General features: G+C 48.7%; 16 protein-coding genes. 9 read left to right on the top strand and 7 right to left on the bottom strand.

Annotated elements, in window-relative coordinates; all coding sequences use genetic code 11:
* Positions 1–88 precede the first annotated feature (88 nt).
* Positions 89–4063 (top strand): HEAT repeat domain-containing protein, encoded by a 3975-nt coding sequence (locus tag QUB63_RS24920; RefSeq protein WP_332948013.1) that lies wholly within the window; start codon positions 89–91, stop codon positions 4061–4063.
* A 483-nt stretch (positions 4064–4546) separates the two neighbouring features.
* Complete coding sequence (gene ppk1 / locus QUB63_RS24915; RefSeq protein WP_332948011.1) at positions 4547–6730, top strand: polyphosphate kinase 1; 2184 nt, start codon at positions 4547–4549, stop codon at positions 6728–6730.
* A 468-nt stretch (positions 6731–7198) separates the two neighbouring features.
* Here the strand turns inward: ppk1 and QUB63_RS24910 are convergent, their stop codons facing one another.
* Both QUB63_RS24910 and QUB63_RS24905 read right to left on the bottom strand, forming a co-directional pair.
* Positions 7199–7369, bottom strand: coding sequence for a hypothetical protein (locus QUB63_RS24910; RefSeq protein WP_332948010.1), 171 nt, complete (start codon positions 7367–7369; stop codon positions 7199–7201).
* Between the two features lie 191 nt (positions 7370–7560).
* Positions 7561–7821 (bottom strand): hypothetical protein, encoded by a 261-nt coding sequence (locus tag QUB63_RS24905; RefSeq protein ID WP_332948009.1) that lies wholly within the window; start codon positions 7819–7821, stop codon positions 7561–7563.
* 318 nt (positions 7822–8139) lie between these two features.
* Between QUB63_RS24905 and QUB63_RS24900 the strand changes: the two genes are divergently transcribed.
* Complete coding sequence (locus QUB63_RS24900) at positions 8140–8691, top strand: DUF2854 domain-containing protein (RefSeq protein WP_332948008.1); 552 nt, start codon at positions 8140–8142, stop codon at positions 8689–8691.
* A 299-nt stretch (positions 8692–8990) separates the two neighbouring features.
* Positions 8991–9362 carry an FAD-dependent oxidoreductase gene (locus QUB63_RS24895; protein ID WP_332948007.1) on the top strand — a complete coding sequence of 124 codons (372 nt, stop codon included), beginning with the start codon at positions 8991–8993 and terminating at the stop codon, positions 9360–9362.
* A 256-nt stretch (positions 9363–9618) separates the two neighbouring features.
* Here the strand turns inward: QUB63_RS24895 and QUB63_RS24890 are convergent, their stop codons facing one another.
* Complete coding sequence (locus tag QUB63_RS24890; RefSeq protein WP_332948006.1) at positions 9619–10023, bottom strand: DUF779 domain-containing protein; 405 nt, start codon at positions 10021–10023, stop codon at positions 9619–9621.
* A 180-nt stretch (positions 10024–10203) separates the two neighbouring features.
* On the bottom strand, positions 10204–11724 hold the full coding sequence (gene exaC, locus QUB63_RS24885) for an acetaldehyde dehydrogenase ExaC (RefSeq protein ID WP_332948005.1): 1521 nt from the start codon (positions 11722–11724) through the stop codon (positions 10204–10206).
* Positions 11725–12005: 281 nt separating this feature from the next.
* Between exaC and QUB63_RS24880 the strand changes: the two genes are divergently transcribed.
* Positions 12006–12743: an A/G-specific adenine glycosylase gene (locus tag QUB63_RS24880; protein ID WP_332948004.1), complete on the top strand. Its 738-nt coding sequence runs from the start codon at positions 12006–12008 to the stop codon at positions 12741–12743.
* 276 nt (positions 12744–13019) lie between these two features.
* On the opposite strand, the gene QUB63_RS24875 is transcribed toward QUB63_RS24880, so the two are convergent.
* On the bottom strand, positions 13020–14312 hold the full coding sequence (locus QUB63_RS24875) for an ATP-binding protein (protein WP_332948003.1): 1293 nt from the start codon (positions 14310–14312) through the stop codon (positions 13020–13022).
* 460 nt (positions 14313–14772) lie between these two features.
* Here QUB63_RS24875 and QUB63_RS24870 point away from each other — a divergent pair, with 460 nt between their 5' ends.
* From QUB63_RS24870 to QUB63_RS24855, 4 genes are all read left to right on the top strand, one after another.
* Complete coding sequence (locus QUB63_RS24870) at positions 14773–17469, top strand: endonuclease MutS2 (RefSeq protein WP_332948064.1); 2697 nt, start codon at positions 14773–14775, stop codon at positions 17467–17469.
* A gap of 373 nt (positions 17470–17842) precedes the next feature.
* On the top strand, positions 17843–18448 hold the full coding sequence (locus tag QUB63_RS24865; RefSeq protein WP_332948002.1) for a DUF3038 domain-containing protein: 606 nt from the start codon (positions 17843–17845) through the stop codon (positions 18446–18448).
* Between the two features lie 39 nt (positions 18449–18487).
* Complete coding sequence (locus QUB63_RS24860; protein ID WP_332948001.1) at positions 18488–20098, top strand: DUF4335 domain-containing protein; 1611 nt, start codon at positions 18488–18490, stop codon at positions 20096–20098.
* A 45-nt stretch (positions 20099–20143) separates the two neighbouring features.
* On the top strand, positions 20144–20782 hold the full coding sequence (locus tag QUB63_RS24855) for a tetratricopeptide repeat protein (RefSeq protein ID WP_332948000.1): 639 nt from the start codon (positions 20144–20146) through the stop codon (positions 20780–20782).
* Between the two features lie 148 nt (positions 20783–20930).
* Here QUB63_RS24855 and QUB63_RS24850 read toward each other — a convergent pair whose 3' ends face one another.
* Together QUB63_RS24850 and QUB63_RS24845 are read right to left on the bottom strand one after the other, a co-directional pair.
* Positions 20931–21410 carry a VanZ family protein gene (locus QUB63_RS24850; protein ID WP_332947999.1) on the bottom strand — a complete coding sequence of 160 codons (480 nt, stop codon included), beginning with the start codon at positions 21408–21410 and terminating at the stop codon, positions 20931–20933.
* Positions 21411–21561: 151 nt separating this feature from the next.
* Entirely contained in the window at positions 21562–22485 is a 924-nt protein-coding gene (locus QUB63_RS24845) for a nucleoside hydrolase (protein WP_332947998.1), read from the bottom strand.
* Between the last annotated feature and the right edge of the window lie 27 nt (positions 22486–22512).

Below are 22512 nucleotides of genomic sequence, written 5' to 3'. Positions count from 1 at the left end.
GCTTTTCATATCGTGCGATCGCAACTTTCAGTCGATCGCCTACAATCAAACTAACCCCCTTCGAGCCGGAAATTAGGAGAACCGTCACATGATAGATGCAGCGCTACTATTGGGAGGGCTTTTCACCGTCGTGTGGCAAGCCATCGTAGGGACTCAAGCCAATGATGCAGCAAAGCACCTCTGTTTGACAGGGATAAAAAAATTATCACAAAACGGAAAACTTGTCAATCACGATTTAGAAAAAGCGCTAAAAACTTCTTTCCTGAAAGCTCAACAACAAATCGCCTCAGAATGTCACAAAGAATTGGTTGAGCCATCTCGCAGGGCTTCTAAAGGAATCGTTATTTACTTACCTCAACACCGTCCAGATTTAGAATGGCTAGATAAGAAGATTAAGCAGTTAAAATCTGAATTGGAAAAAGTCGATAAAGAAACAGTCCCGTCTGGGATTCCGATTGCAGGTTTAGATGAGATTGAATTGCTGCTGACTGCCACAGATGAGTTAAAGCAGAATCGGGTTGAAGCAGTTAAGCAAAAACTGCTGGAAGTTGCCCTAGACAATTGCGATGTCGCACCCTACAAAACAAAGTTAGAGCAAGACTTGTTTGCCTTGGTTTCAGCATACTTTGCTCGGGAAATCAAGGAAAATGAAAAGGTTTTTCAGATTTTTACCGGGCAAACTTTGACGCGGATTGATAGCAGAACCCAAGAGATGTATGCTTTGCTTGAGGAGATTGTTGCAAAGAGCCGCATTGTTTACCAACCGATTGACTGGCGGGCTATTTGCCAGCAGATTTTAGACGAGAAAGAACAGCAGCGGCTTAGTAGCAATCAGCTAACTTTTGGCAACCATCAAATTGATGATGTTTATGTGCCGCTGGGATTGGTGGAACGGCACAAAGTACCTGACAAGCGCCCGGATTTGGCTGCCGAGGAAGGTTCGGATTTGTACCGAGAAAAAGAAGTTACTCAAACCTTTGAACATAGCGAGTTTCTCGAACAAGTGCTGCGGCAAGGAAGTAGCCCGAAAAGCAATGGGAAGCGGTTAGGAATTATTGGGGAACCGGGGGCTGGGAAAACTACGCTGTTGCGGCGGATTGCTAATTGGGTGGCTGCTGAAATTTCCGAGGCGATTGTAATTTGGATATCCTTGGCGGATTTGCAGGGGAAGGAATTAGAAACCTATTTATTTGATAGTTGGCTGCTGGCGGCAATTAAGAGAGTTGGGAAGGCTGAGGCGACGGCGGATATTAAGGATGATTTTTTGGCACAGTTTAATGCCGATCGCGTTTGGTTGGTGTTGGATGGGGCGGATGAGATGGCTGTCGGAGATGAAAATCCTTTGGCGGAAATTCAGCGGCACATTAGAACTGGCGGCTGTATTCAAATGGCGCGGATTGTGCTAAGTTGTCGGCAGAATGTTTGGGATGCGATCGGCTCTGCGTTGGATACTTTTGATACTTATCGCACTCTGGAGTTTTCCTATCCCCAACAAGTGGAAATATTTATCGATAAGTGGTTTCGAGCCCCCCCTAACCCCCCATTAATTCGATCCCCCCCTAACCCCCCCTTAAGAAGGGGGGGGACAAGAGAAGAAGGGGACACTCTTACTCCCGCTTTTTCAACGGAGGCGACAGGAGAAGGGGACACTCTTGCTCCCCCCTTAAGAAGGGGGGCTGGGGGGGATCTCTCCCAACAGCTACGCGAAGCATTAGCATCACCGGGAAAAGAGCGAATTCGAGATTTAGTAAAAAATCCCCTGAGATGTTCGCTGCTGTGTGGCACTTGGCAGTCGTTGGATGGGGATTTGCCGGATACTAAGGCTAAGCTTTATCGGCGGTTTGTGACTACATTGTATCAGTGGAAGGAACCGCGCCTGAATTGGATTCAGCAGCAGGATTTGAATACGGCTTTGGGGAATTTGGCTCTGGGTGGGATGTTAAATGAAACGGAGCGGTTTCAGTTGCGAGAAAGTGTGGGATATCGGGTGATGGGTGCATCGCTGTTTGAGTTGGCTGGCGATTTGGGTTGGCTGAATTTGGTGGCGAGGGATGCGGAGACGATGGAAGGGATTTATGCTTTTTATCATCCGACTTTTCAGGAATATTTTGTGGCTTTGGCGGTTGAGGATTGGCACTTTTTCTTGAATCATTTTCCTGGGAATCCGCAGCATCCTGATGCTAGGTATCGCATTTTTGAGAAGCAGTGGAAGGAGGTTATTTTGCTGTGGTTGGGGCGTGAGGAGGTTGGGAAGGATGAGAAGGAAGGGTTTATTAAGGCTTTGGTTGAGTTTGATGATGGGTGTGATGATTTTTATGGAGCTCGTGCATATTTTCTAGTGGCTGCGGGAATTGTTGAGTTTAAGGATTGTAGTCTTGCTGATGAGATTGTCTCGCAGATTGTTAAGTGGGGATTTGTTGATTTTAATGAGGACAAACAGGAGTGGTGGAGATGTCTTGCTCCAATTGCAGAGGGAGCAAGGGAAGTTCTGAAAGAAACGGATAGGGAAAGGGCTATCTCAGCTTTAGTCAAGTTAATAGGTATTTGTCAGATTGATGAAGACACCCGGAGGCTAGCGGCAGAAAGCTTAGGAGAAATAGACAAAGATAATCCAGTTGCAATATCGGCTTTAGTCGAGTTGATCCGCAATTCGAGTGATGAACTTACCCGTTGGATACTGGCAGATAGCTTAGGTAAAATAGGCAAAAATAACCAAGTCGCTATCTCCGCTTTAGTGGACTTAATTCGCAACTCATCTGCTCAAATTCTCCGTTGGCATGGGGCGTATATCTTAGGTAAAATAGGCAAAGATGACCCAGTCGCTATCTCCGCTTTAGTGGAGTTAATCCGTACTTCTCAGGATAAAACAACCAGAAGGCAAGCGGCAATAAGCTTAGGAGAAATAGGTGAATATAACCCAGTTGCGATATCCGGTTTAGTAGAGTTAATCCGCAATTCAGGGGATAAAACTACCCGGAGAATAGCAGCATCTAGCTTAGGACAAATAGACCCAGATAACTCAGTTCTACTCGCATTTTTCGAGGAATTTAGTGGTATTTGTTCCACTGAAAATATGATGATGCAATTGGCGTATGGATTAGCAAAATCATTAAAAAACAACTCAATTACACTCGCAAATTTCGATAATTGCGAGGAGTTGATTGGTACTTCCGAGGATGATAATACCTGGAGGAGTGCCATAGATAGCTTAGGAAAAATCGACAAAGATAACTCAGTCGCGATCTCAGCTTTAGTCGATTTAATCGGTACTTTTCAGGATAAAAATACCCAGAGGAGAGCGGCCGTAAGCTTAGGGAAAATATGCAAAGATAACGTAGTTGCGATCGCCACTTTAGTCGATTTAATCAGAAATTCAGATGATAACATTGCCCGGTGGCAAGCGGCAGATATCTTAGGGGAAATCATCGAAGGTCAATACTTCGCGATCGCAGTCTCAGGATTGAAAGATTGCCTAACTTCCGAAATCTACGAAAACGATTTTAATCGCTATAAAGATTGCTACAAAGTCATCTGGGACTGCGCCCAAAATATGACTTACCCAGAATTTTATCAAGCATGGCACACTCAACCCACCAATTCCCCAACACCCGATCGCAACCACCCACAAAATACAGATATCCCCACACTCCTAAAACAACTCAAACCCACAGATAAAGCCTTCCCCGCGCCTCTCAACATTCGCGCCCTAGAAGGCGAAACAGATACAAGTGCGATCGCCCAAGAACTCTGTACCCAACTGTATCAAACAATCTTCCCCGCAGATACAGACATCCCCGCCATCCGCAACGCCCCCGAATTCAAGCGATTAATTCCGCAACTCAAAAACCGGCTGCAAAAACAGCACATCGCCTTAATTTTGCACTCGTGCCCGTGCGAAAATGCGCTTTCGTCTTTCACCCGCAAACTCGCGGACTCTCACATGGGAATTCATATCGCCTGGATTACCGATACACCGCTGGAATTGCCGCTAACAGGTTTTGCCGCGGATGCAGAGGATTTGTTGGATGCGGTGCAGGATTGGATTCGCGGGATTGGTGCGTGATGTTGGGGCCGAGGTATTCACAGACTGCTGCTTATCGCTGAGGCCAGATCCCCCCTAGCCCCCCTTAATAAGGGGGGGACAAGAATCGTTCTCAAAGTCAACCCCTACTCCCCTTGGGAAGGGGGATGCGAGGGGGATCTGGTCTCGGGCATAAACGAGAGATAAAATGTGCGATCGTACACAACATAAACCATAAACTTCGATCGCTCTTCCTCTTCAACCCGCGGAGGCGGGTTTTGTTTGTGTAGGCGCGATTTCAATCGCCCGCTACTCCGGGGCGGGCTAGGAGCATCGCCCCACAAGAGTTTTAATTTCTTCAACCCGCTTGGAGTGCGTGAGTGTCTGTTTGGCGTGCGATTTCAATCACCCGCTACTCTGTCAAGACGCGATTTCAATCGCCCGCTACTGCGCCACTACCGCGATACTACTGCGATACTAAGGGTAAAGATACAACCGAGCCTCCCCGCAAGACTCCCCCAAACCATGTCCAAGCAAAAAAAGACCCCAGCCAAAACCTACACCGAAATCAACCTCAGCGATCCCCAATACTACTTCAACCGAGAACAAAGCTGGCTAGAGTTCAACAACCGCGTGCTCCACGAAGCCCTCGACCCCCGCACGCCCCTCCTAGAAAGACTCAAATTTCTCGCTATTTTCAGCTCAAACCTAGACGAATACTTCATGGTGCGCGTGGCCGCCCTCAAACAGCAAGTAGAAGCAAAAGTCAGCAAATTGACCTCCGACGGCAGCACGCCCCAACAACAGCTAGATGCCATCAACAAGCGGCTTTTGCCAATGGTGACTCAGCAACACTCGTATTTTGAGCAAACTCTGCGGCCCAAATTAGCAGCAAGCGGCATCTACATTCTCGACTACATCGACCTCAATCAAGAACAGCGCAATTACTTGCACCGCTACTTCAAAGAACAAGTATTTCCCGTACTCACACCCCTAGCAGTTGACCCCAGCCACCCATTCCCATTCCTCTCTAATCTCAGTCTCAATTTAGCAGTAGTTGTCAGAGACCCGGACACCCGCGAAGAACTATTTGCGCGCGTCAAAGTACCGCAGGTTTTGCCCCGATTTTTGCCCTTACCTGCAGATTTGCAGTGGCAGCAAAGGGGCAAAACTCCTGTGTGGACGGGCGTACCTTTAGAACAGGTAATCGCCCACAATTTAGAGGCTTTGTTTCCGGGGATGGACATTCAGGAATATCACCCGTTTCGGATTACTCGCAATTCCGATTTGACTGTGGAGGAAGATGAGGCAGATGATTTGCTGCTGGCCATAGAACAGGAACTCCGCAAGCGCCGGTTTGCAGGTTCTGCGGTGCGCATGGAAATTCAAGCGATTATGCCGCCTGCACTGCGAGATATGCTGATGGACGAGTTGGATCTCGGCGAGCAGGATGTTTACGCCGTGGAGGGGCTGCTAGGCCTCAAGGATTTGATGTCTTTTGTGGGGCTGCCTGTGCCGGAACTCAAAGATCCGGCTTGGACTCCGGTTGTGCCGCCGCGCTTGCGGAACTCGGAACCGCCAAGGATGGTAGACAAATCCATTTCCCATGTTGATGAGGGCGAGGATATTTTCACGACTATCCGCCGGGGAGATGTGATGCTGCACCATCCTTATCACTCGTTTGCGGCGACGGTGCAGCGGTTTATTACTGAGGCGGCGCACGATCGCTCGGTGTTAGCGATTAAGATGACTTTATACCGCACTTCTGGAGATTCGCCGATCGTCAGCGCCTTAATTCAAGCAGCGGAAAACGGCAAGCAAGTAGCCGTTTTAGTCGAACTCAAAGCGAGGTTTGACGAAGAAAATAATATTCTTTGGGCTCGCAAGTTAGAACAAGCGGGAGTTCACGTTGTTTACGGTTTGGTGGGACTCAAAACCCACACCAAAATTGTGATGGTAGTCCGCCGCGAGGACGGCTACATCCGCCGCTACGTCCACATCGGCACGGGAAATTACAATCCCAAAACAGCCGGACTGTATACGGATGTGGGTTTGTTGAGCTGTCGCGAGGATTTGGGTTCGGATTTGACGGACTTGTTTAATTATTTAACCGGTTATTCGCGGCAGGTATCTTATCGAAAATTGTTGGTGGCGCCGGTCAATATGCGCGATCGATTTTTAGCTTTAATCCGCCGCGAGGCCGACTTCTGCCGCTTGAATGCCGATAGCGGCATGGGTAGCTGCGGCCGCATTGTCGCTAAAATGAATGCTTTAGTTGACCCTCAAATTATTGTTGCTCTGTACGAAGCTTCGCAAGCGGGTGTTAAAATTGATTTGATTATTCGGGGGATTTGCTGTTTGCGTCCGGGTGTTGAGGGTGTTAGCGAAAATATCAGAGTTATCAGTATTATCGGCCGCTTTTTAGAGCACTCGCGGATGTTTTATTTTTTCAACGGCGGCGACGAAGAGGTGTATATTGGTTCTGCTGACTGGATGCAGCGCAATCTTACAAGGCGGGTTGAGGCGATCGTCCAAGTGGAAGATCCAACGATTGCTAAGGAGTTGCAAGAAATTTTGGGTGTGATGTTGGCGGACAACCGCCAAGCTTGGGATTTGCAGCCTGGGGGACACTATTCTCAGCGGCGCCCGCCTGCTAATAACCCGGAGGTGAGCTCTCAGCAGATTTTGATGCAGATGGCGATGAATTAGTCAGTTGAGAGTTGGCAGTTGACATTAGTCATGAGTCCGGCCGTCATTAGTCATTGGTCCGGCCGTCATTAGTCATTGGTCATTGGTCATTAGTCATTGGTTAAGCTGTCGCGCATCTAATTTTCACAGTTGTTTTTATTTAAACTTTTGTGGGGTGGGCATCTTGTCATTGGTGCCAACTTAACAACGCGCTTTCCCACAGTCCGGCAGGGGTTAAAACCCCTGCCTCAAAGCAAAAGTCCTCTGAAGAGGACTGATGAGTTCAAGAGTCCTCATAGCGAGGACTTTCGCTATTAGACAGGGGTTTTAACCCCTGGCGGACTGCGGGTTAAATGCTAAGTTGACACCGATCGCATCCTGTCAGCCCCAACGGTACCAATTAAATGCAAAACAGCTTATGAGCTAAGGACTGACAACTGCCCACTAACAACTGCCAACTGCCACAGGTCAACTGTCACAGGTCAACTGTCAACTGTTAAAAGTGCGCTTAAATTCTTCCAACAAATCATCAATTTCCTCGATCGCCTGACTGACATCGATTCTCACGGCTCCCAAGTCCGATCGGTCTAACAGCCGCACGAGGGATTCCCGCTTGATCTCGATTTCTGCTACGCGCTCTTTGATTGTCTGTGCATCCATTGTTTTTTGCCTTTGCTAGTATTAACAAAAATATGTGACCTTCCCCCCTGCGAACAGACGGGGATTCTTAATTCACCGACGTACCTTTCTGGGCTAATCCTTCACTGTTTTTATATTGCAAGTGATGAACGCGCTCAGGGTTTTTGGGTATGTGTTATAGTTTGATTGTACATCAAAACTTTAGCCCGAGTTCAGCGCAGAAAAGGCGGACGTTTACTATCTGCGGGTTTGTTTTTCATCACTTCAGTTAAAAATCGCTTCAGAGCCTTCTCGCGGTTTTTCATAAAAGCAGACCAAAATCCCGGTTGATATTCATCCATTGTCTTGGCTAGGGCCCAGACATCGATCGCTAAGATATTATAAAGCCTTTCATCTTCGCGCTTGAGCGAGTTAATCTGGTCTAGAACAGACTTGTTTGCGACCGCAGTTTGTTTGTCTTCGTCCTTAATCATGTCCGAAAATTGGTTGAAAGGGCAAGAGGGTCGATCGCGATCGCCGCTCTGTATACTTTGATGATACTGCCGATCTCGATTGCCTTCTGGAACCAACGCCCCGCAATTAACACGGATCTTTATCGGTGGCGCCGCGGCGAGTCCAAGCGGGATAGTTTTTTGAAGCTAGAGACAAGATTGTGGATGCACAGATATCCCGCGCTCATCGATGCTAGCAGTTTTCCCGGGTCTTTTGGCAAAAAAACTAAATTTATTCAAGACTTCTTGCCCGATAATAATTAAAGTATATTGTTGATTCCAGCTACTTACCTCACTAATATGTTACGTAAAATTTCTTTAGCAAGCCTAGCCTTAGTTGTGGGCGGTATCTTAGCAGTAGTCGGGTTCTATGCCTACTTCACTGACAAACCTACCCTGAACCTAGCCGGGTTTTTTTATGGGATTCCGCTGTTGCTGGGAGGTTTGGCCCTGAAAGCAGCCGAACTCGAACCCGCAGAGTTCACCGAACCGACTTCTGGTGAAGTTCTCCTGCTGCGAGAAAGTCAGGCCACGGATACTCAAAACCAAGTCCGCAAAGATATCACCCGATTTCGCTACGGCCAACCCGCGCACTTAGATGATGCTTTGGAGCGCTTGGGCTTGGCTCCGACAGACGAGGAACGCCCCCTCCTCAAAGGCTTGCGGGAAGTTGATGTTGACGGTGCTTATGCGTTAATTCTAGAGTTTTATTCGCCGCTGATGCCGATCGAACTCTGGGAAGAAAAGCAAGAAAAAATAGCTAAATTTTTTGGCCCTGGTTTGGACGCACAAGTGACTCAAAAGCCTGATGACAAAATTGAATTGGCTTTAATTACCAGCCCTAAAGCTTAAAGCAGTCTTAAGTTTTGAGTGCGATAATTTTCAACTCACCATTATATTATGTCCGGTCGATTGACCACAATCTCTAACGGTTCGCAGTCAGGACTTTAGTCCTTCTTTCCCTCGGACTAAAGTCCTGACTGCGAACCAATCTTATTATGGTCGTTAGAGCTGACATGATATTAATTATTAATCCTGCATCACTTCCAATACTGATTTTAGCGGCAGCTTGAAACCTGTCGCTATCACCAAAAGCTCGATCGCCCATCCAGACCTATCCCAAATTTGATTTTCCTTAATTATAATATTACTTGAGGAGCGATCGCAATCTTAAATCAGGAGAAGCACAAATCGTTTCGTCCCAAAGCAGGATAGGTATTATCGGCGCAGGAACATCAGGAGCTTATCTGGCAATTCTGCTGATTCAACAAGGGTTTCAAGTTGACTTGTTTGAAAAAGCACCCCATCCGCGCACCGATGGCTGGGGTATCCCGATCGTGCAAGCAGGTATGACTTCAGGTTGGGAAGATGGTTTGTCTTTATCGCGACATCTCACGTCTACTGCTAATATGGCAGAAGCTCTAGCAAATTTTCAAGCTGAAAGATTACCGATTGTCCACGAATATCAACGCACTAGCCGTGAAATTAGTCAGCAAATCAGGGCAAACGCCTCTAAATCCTGAAAGCTTTACCCTATCAGGGGTTTAATTTTGGGCAACCCAACTCAAATAATGGCTGAAACCTTTGTCGCGCAAGTATTCTAAAAATAAGATGCGTTTGCCCTCCTCAGAAAATTGGTCGTCGTTAGCCCACGCGAGAAACTTAGATAAAAATTTAAATAAAAATAGGTTTTTTCGCTCCCATGAAAGAAACCGGGTTTCAGGCTTAAGCAAATTCATGTTTTTAGAGAAACTGGAGGCAAGTTAAGGATAAACAGAGTTAATCAGCATTCACAAACAAGCGAGAACGAGTAATAAAACGCTCTCCATCGGGCCCTTCCAGGGAAAAATCGCTGCCTCCGGGCCCCGAGGCCACGTCTATAATTAACTGCGTTTTCTGCCAATGTTCGTATTGCTGCGCTGCAATATAAAAGGGACAACCGCCTATTTTTCCCAGCAATAAATCCCCATCGCCGACGATTAATTCCCCGTTGGGATAGCACATGGGAGAACTACCGTCGCAGCAGCCGCCGGATTGGTGAAACATCAATTCTCCGTGCTGGGTTTTGAGGTAGTCTATTAGTTTTAAGGCTGCTTCTGTGGCGGTGACTTTGGGGATTGTTTGCATGGGAGAAGGAAGTTCGGCAACGGATGGGGTAACGGATTTAACGGATGTAACTACCAATATGTAGTAGTTATTGTAGGGTGCCGGGCGGGCTGAATGTTTTGACTGTAAACTCAGAATTTTAGTTTTGACGCACCCTACGGTTGGTTATTGTAGGGTGCCGGGCGGGCTGAATGTTTTGACGGTAAACTCAGAATTTCCCCCGCCTGACGCACCCTACGGTTGGTTAGCATTCACTGCTTAGAAGAAACCTAAAGCCTTGGGGCTGTAGCTGACTAATAAGTTCTTGGTTTGTTGGTAGTGATCCAGCATCATTTTGTGGTTTTCGCGGCCGATACCGGATGATTTGTAACCGCCGAAGGCTGCGTGGGCGGGATACAAATGATAGCAGTTTGTCCACACGCGGCCTGCTTGAACGGCGCGGCCCATGCGGTAGGCGGTATTCATGTCGCGCGTCCAAAGTCCGGCGCCTAAACCGTACAGCGTATCGTTGGCAATTTCTAATGCTTCGGCTTCGTCTTTGAAGGTGGTGACTGCTAATACTGGGCCGAAGATTTCTTCTTGGAAAATTCGCATTTTGTTGTTTCCTTTGAAGACTGTCGGCTGGAAATAATAGCCGTCTTGCAAGTCGCCCGGTAAGATGTTTCTTTCGCCGCCAATCAGGCATTCTGCGCCTTCTTCACGCCCGATTTTGACGTATTCGGCGATTTTTTCCATCTGGTTGACGGAGACTTGCGCGCCGAGGGCGGTTGTCGGATCTAGGGGGTTGTCTTGCTTGATTTTGCGGATGCGATCGATCGCCCTTTCCATAAATCGATCGTAAATTGACTCTTGAATTAACGCCCGCGAAGGACAAGTGCAAACTTCGCCTTGATTGAAAGCAAACATCACAAATCCTTCGACTGCTTTGTCGAGAAAATCGTCATCTTGGGCGCAGACATCCTCAAAGAAAATGTTGGGGGATTTTCCGCCTAATTCTAGGGTGACGGGGATGACGTTTTGGGAGGCGTACTGCATGATCAGTCGGCCCGTGGTTGTTTCGCCGGTGAAGGCTACTTTGGCAATTCGGGGGCTGGTGGCGAGGGTTTTGCCGATTTCGGCGCCGGGCCCGTTGACCACGTTGATGACGCCATCCGGTACTAAGTCGGCGATGATTTCCATCAATACTAGGATGGATGCGGGGGTTGGCCCTGCTGGTTTGAGGACTACGCAGTTACCGGCGGCGAGGGCTGGGGCGAGTTTCCACGCAGCCATGAGGATTGGGAAGTTCCAGGGGATGATTTGTCCGATGACGCCTAGGGGTTCGTGGAAGTGGTAGGCGACTGTGGTTTCGTCGAGTTCGCCGATCGACCCTTCTTGAGCTCGGATGCAGCTTGCGAAGTAGCGGAAATGGTCGATCGCCAGCGGGATGTCTGCTAGTCTGGTTTCGCGAATTGGTTTACCGTTGTCCCAGGTTTCGGCGATGGCGAGGCGATCGAGGTTTTCTTCGATGCGATCGGCAATTTTGTGCAAAACCCGCGCCCTGTCTGCTGGGCTCGTCTTACCCCACTTGTCTTTCGCGGCATGGGCGGCATCTAGTGCCAATTCTACATCCTCCGCGCTCGAGCGGGGAATTTGACAAATTGATTTTCCGGTAATTGGTGAAAGGTTTTCCGAGTATTTCCCTTTCACCGGCGCTACCCACGAACCGCCAATAAAGTTGTCGTAACGAGCTTGAAAAATCGACTGACTGCCGGATTGAACAGGTGCTGCTACTACCATTTTATTACCTGATTTAAACTTGTTTTCGCGGACTGTTGAAATCTCTTGAATTTCAACTATCGTCTATTTTCGGGAACTTGGCTAATTTCTATACAAAATTTTACATATTCAAATATTTGATATCGAAGTAGTTTCTCGGTTCCCGGGTCGGGCGGTTAATCAGACTTTTTACAACTAACCGCAAAGCAGGCTATTGACGCAGATAAAAACTATTTTACAAATCCTTTAAATCTGCTATTATATAGATATAAACTTGGCAATTTATCAAAAATACAAATCAAATGCCTGCATTAAATGCCGCTGTTTTGGATTCTGATGTCGCGCCTGGGTTAAAGCATTTGAACGCCGCCAAAGTCCGCTGGTTCCGCCGCCGGCTGAAAGCTTGGGCCCAGGATAATTTCCGTGATTTTCCTTGGCGGCGCACCTGCGACCCCTACGCGATTTTAGTGGCTGAGTTGCTGCTGCAAAAAACTACTGCTGCTACCGTGGCTCCAATTTATCAGGAATTTATCGGTCGATATCCGACTCTCTCGGATTTGGCGATCGCGCCTGCTGCGGAAGTTGCTAGTTTGTTGCAGCCTTTGGGTCTTTTTTTTCGGGCGCAAAAGCTGCGGGAATCGGTGCTGGTTATCCTGGAAAATTATCAGGGAAACGTGCCGCGCACGGAAGCTCAGTTGCTGGAACTTCCGGGAGTTGGGAAGTACATTGCGCGATCGGTTTGCGCTAATGCTTTCGGACAGCCAAAAGCGGTGCTGGATACGAATGTTGCTCGGATTTTGCAGCGTTTTTTTGCGATTGACGGCGGCAAGGTAAAATCGCGATCGCCCGAACTTTGGGAAGCAGCAGAAAGAGTCGCTCCCAAACAGCAAGTCGGGCTGTGGAATTTAGGACTGCTGGACTTTGGAGCGGCAGTTTGCACTGCCAAAAACCCCCGCTGCGGCGAGTGTCCGCTGCAACAGCAGTGCGAGTACAAAATTAGCACGGAAGTCAATTCTCGGCTAATTTCCCCACTCAATTAACAAATATTGTACCGCATTTGTAGGGGCGGGTTCGCCAAAAATCTCTGACTAAAACCAACAATCTCAAAAACCCGCCCCCACCCAACGGTAAATACAAATGTACCAGGGTTAAAAGGGACGGATTTATGATAAATTTACCCCAGCACGCTCATCTCACAACTATTAATTATACCACTTTCAAAAAATGATACAACTGTATGCAAGCTCCCAACCCTTATACAGTAAGTCATCCCCCATCGAAAATCCAAAATCCCAAATCCAAAATCGAAAATGGTATTAACTGTGCCGCAGCGGAATTTCTATCCGAAACTTAGTACCTTTACCCGGTTCCGAAAAACACTTTAACTCTCCTTTGTGCTGCTCTACAATTATTCGATAGCTGACAGTAAGTCCCAAATTGCTGCTGCGCTCCGCAGGTTCCGCCATCAACAATAAATCTGCAATTGGCTCTGCTATCTCTTCGCTGATTGTCATGCCGTTATCACCAATCTCAATAGCAATTCGCTGAGCATCGACTACCTGAGTGCTAATCAAAATCACAGGTCTAAATTTGACCGATTCCGACTCATCCAACTCTTGGATCGACTCTTCCAAAGCATCGATCGCGTGATTGATAATATTCAGAAAAGCTTGATTGAGCTGACCCGCGTAACACTCAACTTGCGGCAGATTTCCGTATTGCTTCATCACCTTGATGTCCCGCCGCCCATCGCGCGCCGGCAAGCGGTGCTGCAACAACAACAGAGTGTTTTCTAAACCGTCGGAAATATCGAATAACTGCCAGCCCGATCGATCGCTGCGGGAAAAATCCTGTACCGACAAGATTATTTGGCGGATGCGATCGCTCCCGGTACGCATGGAACTCACAATTTTCAACAAATCGTCGAGGAGGAATTCTACATCCATATCTTGCTGTTTTTGCAGAATCTCCGAGTCGGGATTGACGAGCTGTTTTTGATACAATCGCAGCAGTTCAATTAAATCGGTAGCGTAACTTTGGACGTGAGTGAGATTGCTGTAAATAAAAGTAATTGGGTTGTTAATTTCGTGGGCGATACCAGACACCAATTCGCCCAAGTTAGACATTTTTTCACTTTCCAGGATTCGATCGCGCGACAGTTGCAATTCTTGCTGGGTTCGTTGCAACTCCAGCCTCAACTCGCGCCCGCGCAAACCCGCGCGCACCCGCCACAACAATTCCTGCTCAACTATCGGTTTAAACAGAAAATCGTCCACCAGCGCCTCCAATTCTTGAGCCCCGGTAAATTGTTCGGGTGTTGTCAGCAGCATAAAATAAGCTGCACCCAATTCTCGTGAAGCGAAGCTATCCCGTTCCCCGTAGGGGTTCCCGAAGGGTAGGGAATCGGCTTTCACCAGCCGGCACACCTCCAACCAGTTGATTTGAGGCGAAGTCCCATCGCAAATTATCACATCCGGCGACAATTCCCTCGCCAAGTCTAAACCATCGTTGGCGTCGGGAGTGACTTTCACCTGATGTCCCTCCCTCCCCAGTAACTCTTGCGCGACTTCCAAAGTCGCAGCATCCGCGATCGTCAGAATCTTTGCCATAACACCCGCTCCAGAACTTACCCTTTAGGATACAACCGCCAGAATTGCGCGGACATATTTAAAATTACACGATAGTTCAATCCTAGAAAAAACAACAGATTTTAGCTGCCTCAAACGCACAAATAGCTCGGTATAAGGTATAATTTTAGACGCACCACCCAAAAAACCAAATTCTAGCCTTGCTAATTTGTGACTTTGCCCAAAAACAGATACAAGTTTCCGACACTCGGATCGGGCAGATCAAAATGGTAGACCCCAGTTCAAGCTCCCAGATTCATCTGGAGGACTACATCTCAAATCTTCAATGCGAAAAATGAAAAATCCACTGACAAGTATCCTAGATACTTTCTCAAGTTGCGCCCGGAAACAATAAAAAAACTTTAAAATTAATTAATCGTCTCCTCTAATTCACCTTCTAGGTCAGCGCCTGGGAATGCCAATCACCAACACCAGCTCAACTTTGATTCAATCCGAAACACTAGAACTATTAGAATGGCCGCGCCTGTGTCAGCACTTGGCTACCTTCGGGGCCACCAAACTCGGCGTCGCCGCCGCCCTGGATCTCCAAATTCCGCCAACTCAAGCTCAAACAGCCGAACTCCTGGCCCAAACTCAGGAAGCTTACCAGTTAGAGAGCCGCGCTGGCGGTGCTTTGAGTTTTGAGGGCATCCAAGACATCGGCCCTGCGCTGCAACGAGCCGAACTGCAAGGTTTGCTCGGCGGTGAAGAATTGCTAGCAATTGCTACTACCCTCGCGGGGGCGAGACAATTGCGCCGGATCGTTGACTCTGCGCCCGATGTCCCGACGCTCAAAGAACTAACATCGCAACTGCGGACTTATCCCGAAATCGAGCAAGAAATCCACCGCTGTATAGACGATCGCGCTCAAGTAGCCGATCGAGCCACTCCTAAATTAGCAGGAATTCGAGTGCAAATGCGGCAGTTGCGCGATCGCATTTATCAAATACTGCAAGGCATTTTACAGCGCCAATCCAACGCCGTCCAAGAACAAGTAATTACCCAAAGAAGCTCGCGCTTTGTGATTCCGGTAAAAGCTCCCCAAAAAGATGCTATCCCCGGCATCGTTCACGACTCATCAGCCAGCGGCGCGACACTGTACGTAGAACCCCACAACACAGTCAATCTTAACAACCAAATGCGGCAGTTGCTCCGGCAAGAACAAGCCGAAGAAGAAGCAGTCCGCCGCGCCCTCACCGAGCAAGTCGCAGCAGTCAAACCAGATTTAGACAGATTGGTGGTGGTAGTAACAACTTTAGATTTAGCTGCGGCTAAAGCGCGCTACGGTTATTGGCTCCAAGCAAATCCGCCGAAATTTATTGAATTGGGAGAGCCAGAATTATCACCAAAAAATACAGAAAATTTAGACGAGGAAAATTCAGGTGAGGAACCAGCAGAAAACAGCAAAGTATTAATTCCCAACCTGCGATCGCAAATTACCCTCCGTCAATTGCGCCATCCTTTATTAGTTTGGCAGCAACAACACGAACAAGGCTTTGCAGTCGTACCCGTCGATTTGACGATCGCGCCGCACATCCGCGTCGTCGCCATCACCGGCCCCAACACCGGCGGCAAAACTGTCACCCTCAAAACCTTGGGATTGGCTGCTTTAATGGCGAAAGCCGGAATGTTTGTGGCGGCCCGCGAACCCGTAGAATTGCCTTGGTTCGACAACATTCTCGCCGATATTGGTGACGAACAATCTTTGCAGCAAAGTTTGTCTACTTTCTCCGGCCACATCCGCCGCATCAGCCGCATTTTAGAAGCTTTAGGCAATAAATCGCAGGCGGGAAATTCAAAAGAAGGGGAAGAAAATTCAAACCTCCCAAATCCAAAATTCCAACAGCAAGACGAGGAATTAACAGATACACAGATAGCTGTTTGGGCTCCTATTCTCAAACCTAAATTACCAATTCCCAATTCCCAATTCCCAATTCCCCATGCCCCATGCCCAATTCCCAAATCTTTAGTTTTGTTAGACGAAGTAGGAGCGGGGACAGACCCATCTGAAGGCAGCGCATTGGCGATCGCCCTATTGCAATATCTCGCCCAACATTCCCTACTAACAATCGCAACTACCCACTTTGGCGAACTCAAAGCCCTCAAATATCAAGACGCCCGCTTTGAAAATGCCTCAGTAGAATTTGACGACAATTCCATGCAGCCAACCTACCGCTTGCTGTGGGGAATTCCCGGACGTTCCAACGCCCTCACCATTGCCAAAAGACTCGGTTTGCTAGCATCCATAGTCGAAGAAGCTCAAACCTACGTCGGGGGAGCATCTCAAGATGTCAATCAAGTGATTGCAGGACTAGAAGCCCAGCGCCGGAAACAGGAAACCAAAGCCCGAGAAGCAACTCAACTGCTCCACCAAACCGAAAAACTGCACAGGGAAGTTTCTCAAAAAGCAGCCGCTTTGCAAGAGCGGGAGCGAGAACTAAAAATAGCTCAGGAAGTGGCAGTAAATGAGGCGATAGGCACGGCAAAATCAGAAATTGCTCAAATTATTCGCCGCTTGCAGGCGGGCGACCAAACGGCTCAAAAGGCCCAACTGGCGACAGATACTTTAAATCAAATTTCCCAAAAACACCTGCCCTCTCGGCAACAACCGGCGAAACCGAAACCGGGTTTTATGCCGAAAGTGGGCGATCGCATCCGCATTCCCACCCTGGGACAAACCGCCGAAGTCCTCAGCGGGCCCGATGCTAACGAAGAGTTGAGCGTGCGGTTTGGGATTATGAAAATGACTGTGAAACTGGCAGAAATTGAATCCCTCGACGGTGAAAAACCGGAAACTAAGGCTCAAACCGCCAAGATTGCAGCTCAAGCAGCAGCTACCGCCAAAGCTAAGCAAGCAGCGTCGGAACCTGCAAAAGCCCATCCCGAAATTGCCATCCGCACTGCAAACAATACGATCGACCTCCGGGGCGCCAGAGTCTCAGATGCCGAAATCGAAATCGACAGAGCTCTTTCCAAAGCCGTGGAATACGGCGTGCTGTGGATAATTCACGGCAAAGGTACGGGACAGTTGCGGCGCGGGGTTCACGAGTTCCTGGCTACTCACCCGCAGGTTTCTCGCTTTGAACTCGCCAGTCAAAAAGAAGGAGGTGGAGGCGTGACGGTGGTTTATCTCAAATAAGCTGGCGTGCTTCTAATTTTCCGGCTCGTGTTCCTTCAAACTCTTGTGGGGCGCGCAGGAGAGCCCGCCCGAAAAGTTAAATCTTTTGCACCCCAACAGCTCAGTCGGAACACACAAAATTGATTTCGGGCACGAGGCGGCGTAGGATGGTTGGGGGTAAAAAAATTATGGGTTTTGGTGGTTGCTGTCGATCGTGCGGAAGCAACCGCAACTTTCAACTCGCAAATTCGTCCAACAGTCACGATTGCCGGAATCAAAGCAACGAGCTATGGAGAAAAATTAACAGAATCTGCTTTTGTCCGGCCGCCAAACAAAAGCACTGCATACTGTTCGATATCCTGCCTCAACCTGTCTTATTTCCCGTGCCCAAGCCATGCGCTCGACCGTAAAGTCATCCGCTCCCAAAAACGAAACGGGCCCATCTCCCAACTGGGAAGAATTGACCCAAAAAGCACCAGAACCTACCCAGTTGGACAACATTAAAGCCCAACTGGATTTAGTGCTGTTAGCCCTAGAAGCGCTGGCAGAAATTGGCTCGGAGGCGATGCTCAAAGTAGCAGCCGAACTGAATTTAGAGCCAATGGTAGCCGATCGCGTGGCTTTGTGGCGGCTGCGCCAATCTAACCCGCTGCGCAAAGGCCAGGGAGGGCGGAAAAAACTGGATGTAGAAGAAGCTCGATCGCTCGTTTTGATAAGCTGTCATTTAGCTTCACAGCACCAAGCTTTAATCCGCCGCGCCGTGGCTCTGCTGGAACAAATGGCAGAGCAAAACCGCGAACCTCACACAGTCGCTTTGCTTGGAGACTATATTGATAGGTTCAGCAACACTTATGCCGATCGCATGGAAGATGCAGAAACTTTATCGGCAAAAGAACTAACTAATTTGGCCCTGAAACTCCTGATCGATTTGCTGTTTTACAGCAGCCCCGGCGGCCACAGGCGGCTCTGGCTGGCTCTGCTAGACCGTGCTAAGAATTAACAATTCGGTATTTTTAAAGTAGAAATTTTAATTCCTGCTATGGTTCTCAAACGGTACACGCCCCCCACTTGCACGCTGGAAATTACAGCCAAAACTTCGCCTCTATCTCGCTGGGCGGGTCAACCCGTGTTTAAATCTTTAAATTTCGAGTTGCGGCTTGACGACCCCAGGCTACCAGATACCCAACACGTTACTCTCAGGGGCGATCGCCTGCAACTCGAAACCCTCCACGAAGCAGTCAGCAACTACGTCCAAAACTTGCTCGGCGAATCCCGCGATTGGGACAACAACCTCAATTCTCAAATTAGTTTTACCGCTGACTCAGACTCGCCACAAGCCGCGCGCAATGCCGTTATATTCGATCGACCCCTCAACACATCCGAACGGGGAACCGCCGCCCCAAACACTTCCTACCTTCCGGTTCCCCCCCGCCTAGAGCCCCGCGGCTTGCTCGCCCACAACTTGTTTTTAGGCTCTTTGAGCGCCGCCGAATCCGGGCCGACGGTAAACTTGAGCACCCTGCAACTCTTTGACTTGGCCACAGCACTAGATGACTGCGCCGCCGAAGTCATGGCCCTCCCCAACCTCAGCCGCGAGCGCGGACGGGCCAAAGCAGTACCCTGGCTGAATGTGGCAGCAATGCTGGTCGCCAGCGTCGGCCTGACGACAGGAATTGTCAAAATGCTCGATCGACCCGCCACCTCCCCGCAAACCGCCACAGCCCCCACCACAGCCCCCGCCAATCCACAATTCGCCCCCGCACCAGGACAGCCCCAGATAGTAGCTGGCGCCTCCCCCAGTCCAGTTCCCGCCCCCACCACCTCCCCCACGGCATCCCCAACACCAACAGCCGCAGCCACACCCGGTTTACCCCCCCTACCGCCCCCGCCCATCAACACCGCCGCCGCCCCACAAAGCCCCAGCTTGCCCCCAATCGCGATCGGCCCGGCCCCAACCACCAACAAACCCAGCCCCATCCAGCAGCCACCCCTGCTATTTCCCCCCAACGGCAGCGCACCCGCAGCCTCAAATAGCGCCCCAGCCCGGACTCAAGGGCAAATCATCACAATTCCCGATCCCGCACCAGGCCCACCAATTGCCGCCCCCCAAGCACCCGCAGCAGTACCCTACCTGCTGCCCCCCCTACCGCCGAGACTAGCTCCCGCCGTACCGCCCCCCCTGCCGCCCTCCCTATCCGCTTCCCGGTTTCCCGTTCCCCCGCAGGAACCCTTCCCCCGCCTCCCCCAGCCAATTCTTCCCCCCGCCAGCACCGAACTCCCACCCCTTGAGGACGCTCAACCGCAAGCCGAGTCAGAGGACAACAACCAGGCTGCCGCGAGCAAAAAAAACCGCACTTTATTTGATACAATTCCTCAGGTTTCAGAAGCTAGAACCTACTTTGAAGAACGCTGGAAGCCACCAGAAGGAATGGAACAAACCTTGGAATACAGCCTGCTGATCGATGAAAACGGGTCAATTCAAACTATTGTGCCCATGGGAAAAGCAGCAGCCGATTATATCGATCGCGCTAGTATGCCATTAGTCGGCGAGCCGTTTGTTTCTGCCGTTTCCAATGGGAAAAACCCGAAAATTCGAGTTGTTTTGAGACCGAACGGTCGAGTACAAACCTTTTTGGAAGAGAGTGAGTGAACCCTCTAAAAAAATGTCGAGATGGGAAATCCAGGTTAATTACTAATGCTAAAGGAATTCAAAAAAAATCAATTTTTAACTGCGGCCGCAGCCGCCAGTCTATTGACAGTTGCTCCAGTTTATGCTGCAAATATCTCTTTATATCATGTCCGGTCGATTACCATAACAAAAACGCTTCGTAGTGCGCGCGAAAGTCCGCAGCCAGAGAGCGGACTTTTGGGCGCACTACAAACCAATCTTATTGTGGTCAATCCACCGGACACGATATTACCGGTGCGAACCGAATTACCAGTAAAAAATATTTTAGTTCAAAACCCTGGGGCGAACGAATATTTTCAGGAAGGCTTAAATTTGGCAGCACAACAAGATAGGGCCGGTGCAGAAGCCGCCTTTCGCAGAGTCATTCAAATAGACCCCAATTTTGCCGAAGCTTACGCTAACTTGGGCAGCATTCTAGCCAATCAAAACAAACTAGCAGAAGCAGTTCCCAATTTTGAAACCGCAATTCGCCTCAAACCCAACAGCCCAGAATTTCATTATATGTTTGGACAAGTCCTGTACGCACAAAATAAAATGTCAGAGGCAGTAGAGTCGGTAAAAAAAGCCAGGGATTTATTCAGAAGCCAAGGCAAAACTCAAGAAGCAAATTCACTCGAACAAGTGCTCAAAAACATGAGAAAGTAACTGAGGCTGGGAGCGCACCGTCCACCGCACCCTAATTTACAACTTCTCATAAAAATCTACTGAAACCCCTGCGGAGAATGGCTGCTTCTTTCTATCCGTTAAATCCGTTAAATCAGTTATAAAATCCGTTGCCGAACTTCCTTCTCTATCACTTCCCTTTTTTTCTATCCCAAACTTCTCCAATCCAATAAAAAACTACAATCCCCGAAAAACTAAATAAAAAATCTTCAATACTAGCAGTACGGTTGGGCAAAATCGCTTGCAGCATTTCTTCCCCAGCAGTGAACACAGTAAAAAGTGCGGGTCCGAAAGGAATGGGATAATTAAACACGCTCATCATTTTTTTGCCAGTAGCTCTATGGCATAAAAAAGAGGAAATTCCGTACAAAATAAAATGTCCGAGTTTGTCAAAAGGCGGATGAGCGAGAGGAAAGTTGACTAAGAGCCCCATATCTGCCACTAGCATGATACTGAGAATAATCAAAAAGTACAAAACACAAGCAACAATCCAGAATTTATTTGATGATTTCATCTTGTTTTTTACTAAGAAAGAGAATACACAAACTAAGCCGTAGGGTGCGTCGCCCAGAGAAATCCACTGCATCCGACAATCAAGCGAGCGACGCACCTGAAAAATCTGATTTTACCAGAAAGAATTGGTTTAAAGCCCCAAGTCTTCTAGGGAGAAATTAAAACAAGACTATTCATTACTCGAATCCTCTTCCTTGCAGGTAGAGGTCGCCCTCAACTGTCACAGGTCAACTGTCAACTGTCAACTGTCAACGCGCCCACTGCTGCAATATGTAATTGTAAAATTTCTCAGTATCTACTCGATCCATTGCTTGAATTTTTCGCCCTCCCTTTTTAACTTTTGTGCGCCCCTGACTGACACCTTCAGTAACAATTTCAGTTTCCCATTCTCGCAATTCGTAAAATTCTGGATGCGCCAAATAAGCCGTTGCCAAAATGTCCCAAAAATAGTAATCTTGAGATATTGCTAGGGCATAACACTGTCCTGCTAAGTCGGAAATTGGATGTTTGCGCTGTCTGGCTAAGCGATTGGAAAATTCCACAGTCAGCGGTACGTTATTGGTGATATCTAAAGGGCACATCACGACGGGGATTTGTGTTTGCCAAATTCTATCGATGGCTATCGGGTCCCAGTAAGCATTCCATTCGGCCGACATATCTTGTCCCGGTTCCATATCTTTGCTAACATTCCCGGGAACGTTGAGTGCGCCTCCCATCCACACAATTTCTTGAATTTTGCTTTCAATTTCTGGTGCAATATCTAAAGCTTGCGCTACTGTTGTTAGCGGCCCCGTTACCATTAAAGTGACCGGTGCGGGGGCATCCCGCAAAACTCGCACCATAAAGTTTTGTCCGGGTTCTGATATTAACGGCGCGTCAACGGTTGCTTTTTCATTTAGAATGGGAAGTCGATCGCACGCAAAGGAATCTCGCCGAAACAAAACCGGAAAAGGGTTGAGTCCCCGCACCGTACTCGCCGCCACCGGAACCTCTGAACGCCCCATCAAATCAAGGATTTTGCGCGTTGCACTCACGGCCGGTTGAATGTAGCAGTCCGCCGGAGTGACAATTACTCCCAGAGTTTCCACTTCCTCCATCGTCATCAGCAACACGACTGAGAGATAATCATCAACTGCACCGTCGTGATCCATTAGTACCAATTTTTTCGACATTCTGCTTCCCGGGTGACTGAATTCCTG

It is taken from the genome of Microcoleus sp. ARI1-B5, from assembly GCF_036705795.1.
GTDB lineage: Bacteria > Cyanobacteriota > Cyanobacteriia > Cyanobacteriales > Microcoleaceae > Microcoleus.
Note: the sequence above shows the minus strand (reverse complement) of the source record. Positions and strands in the feature narration are given on the sequence as shown.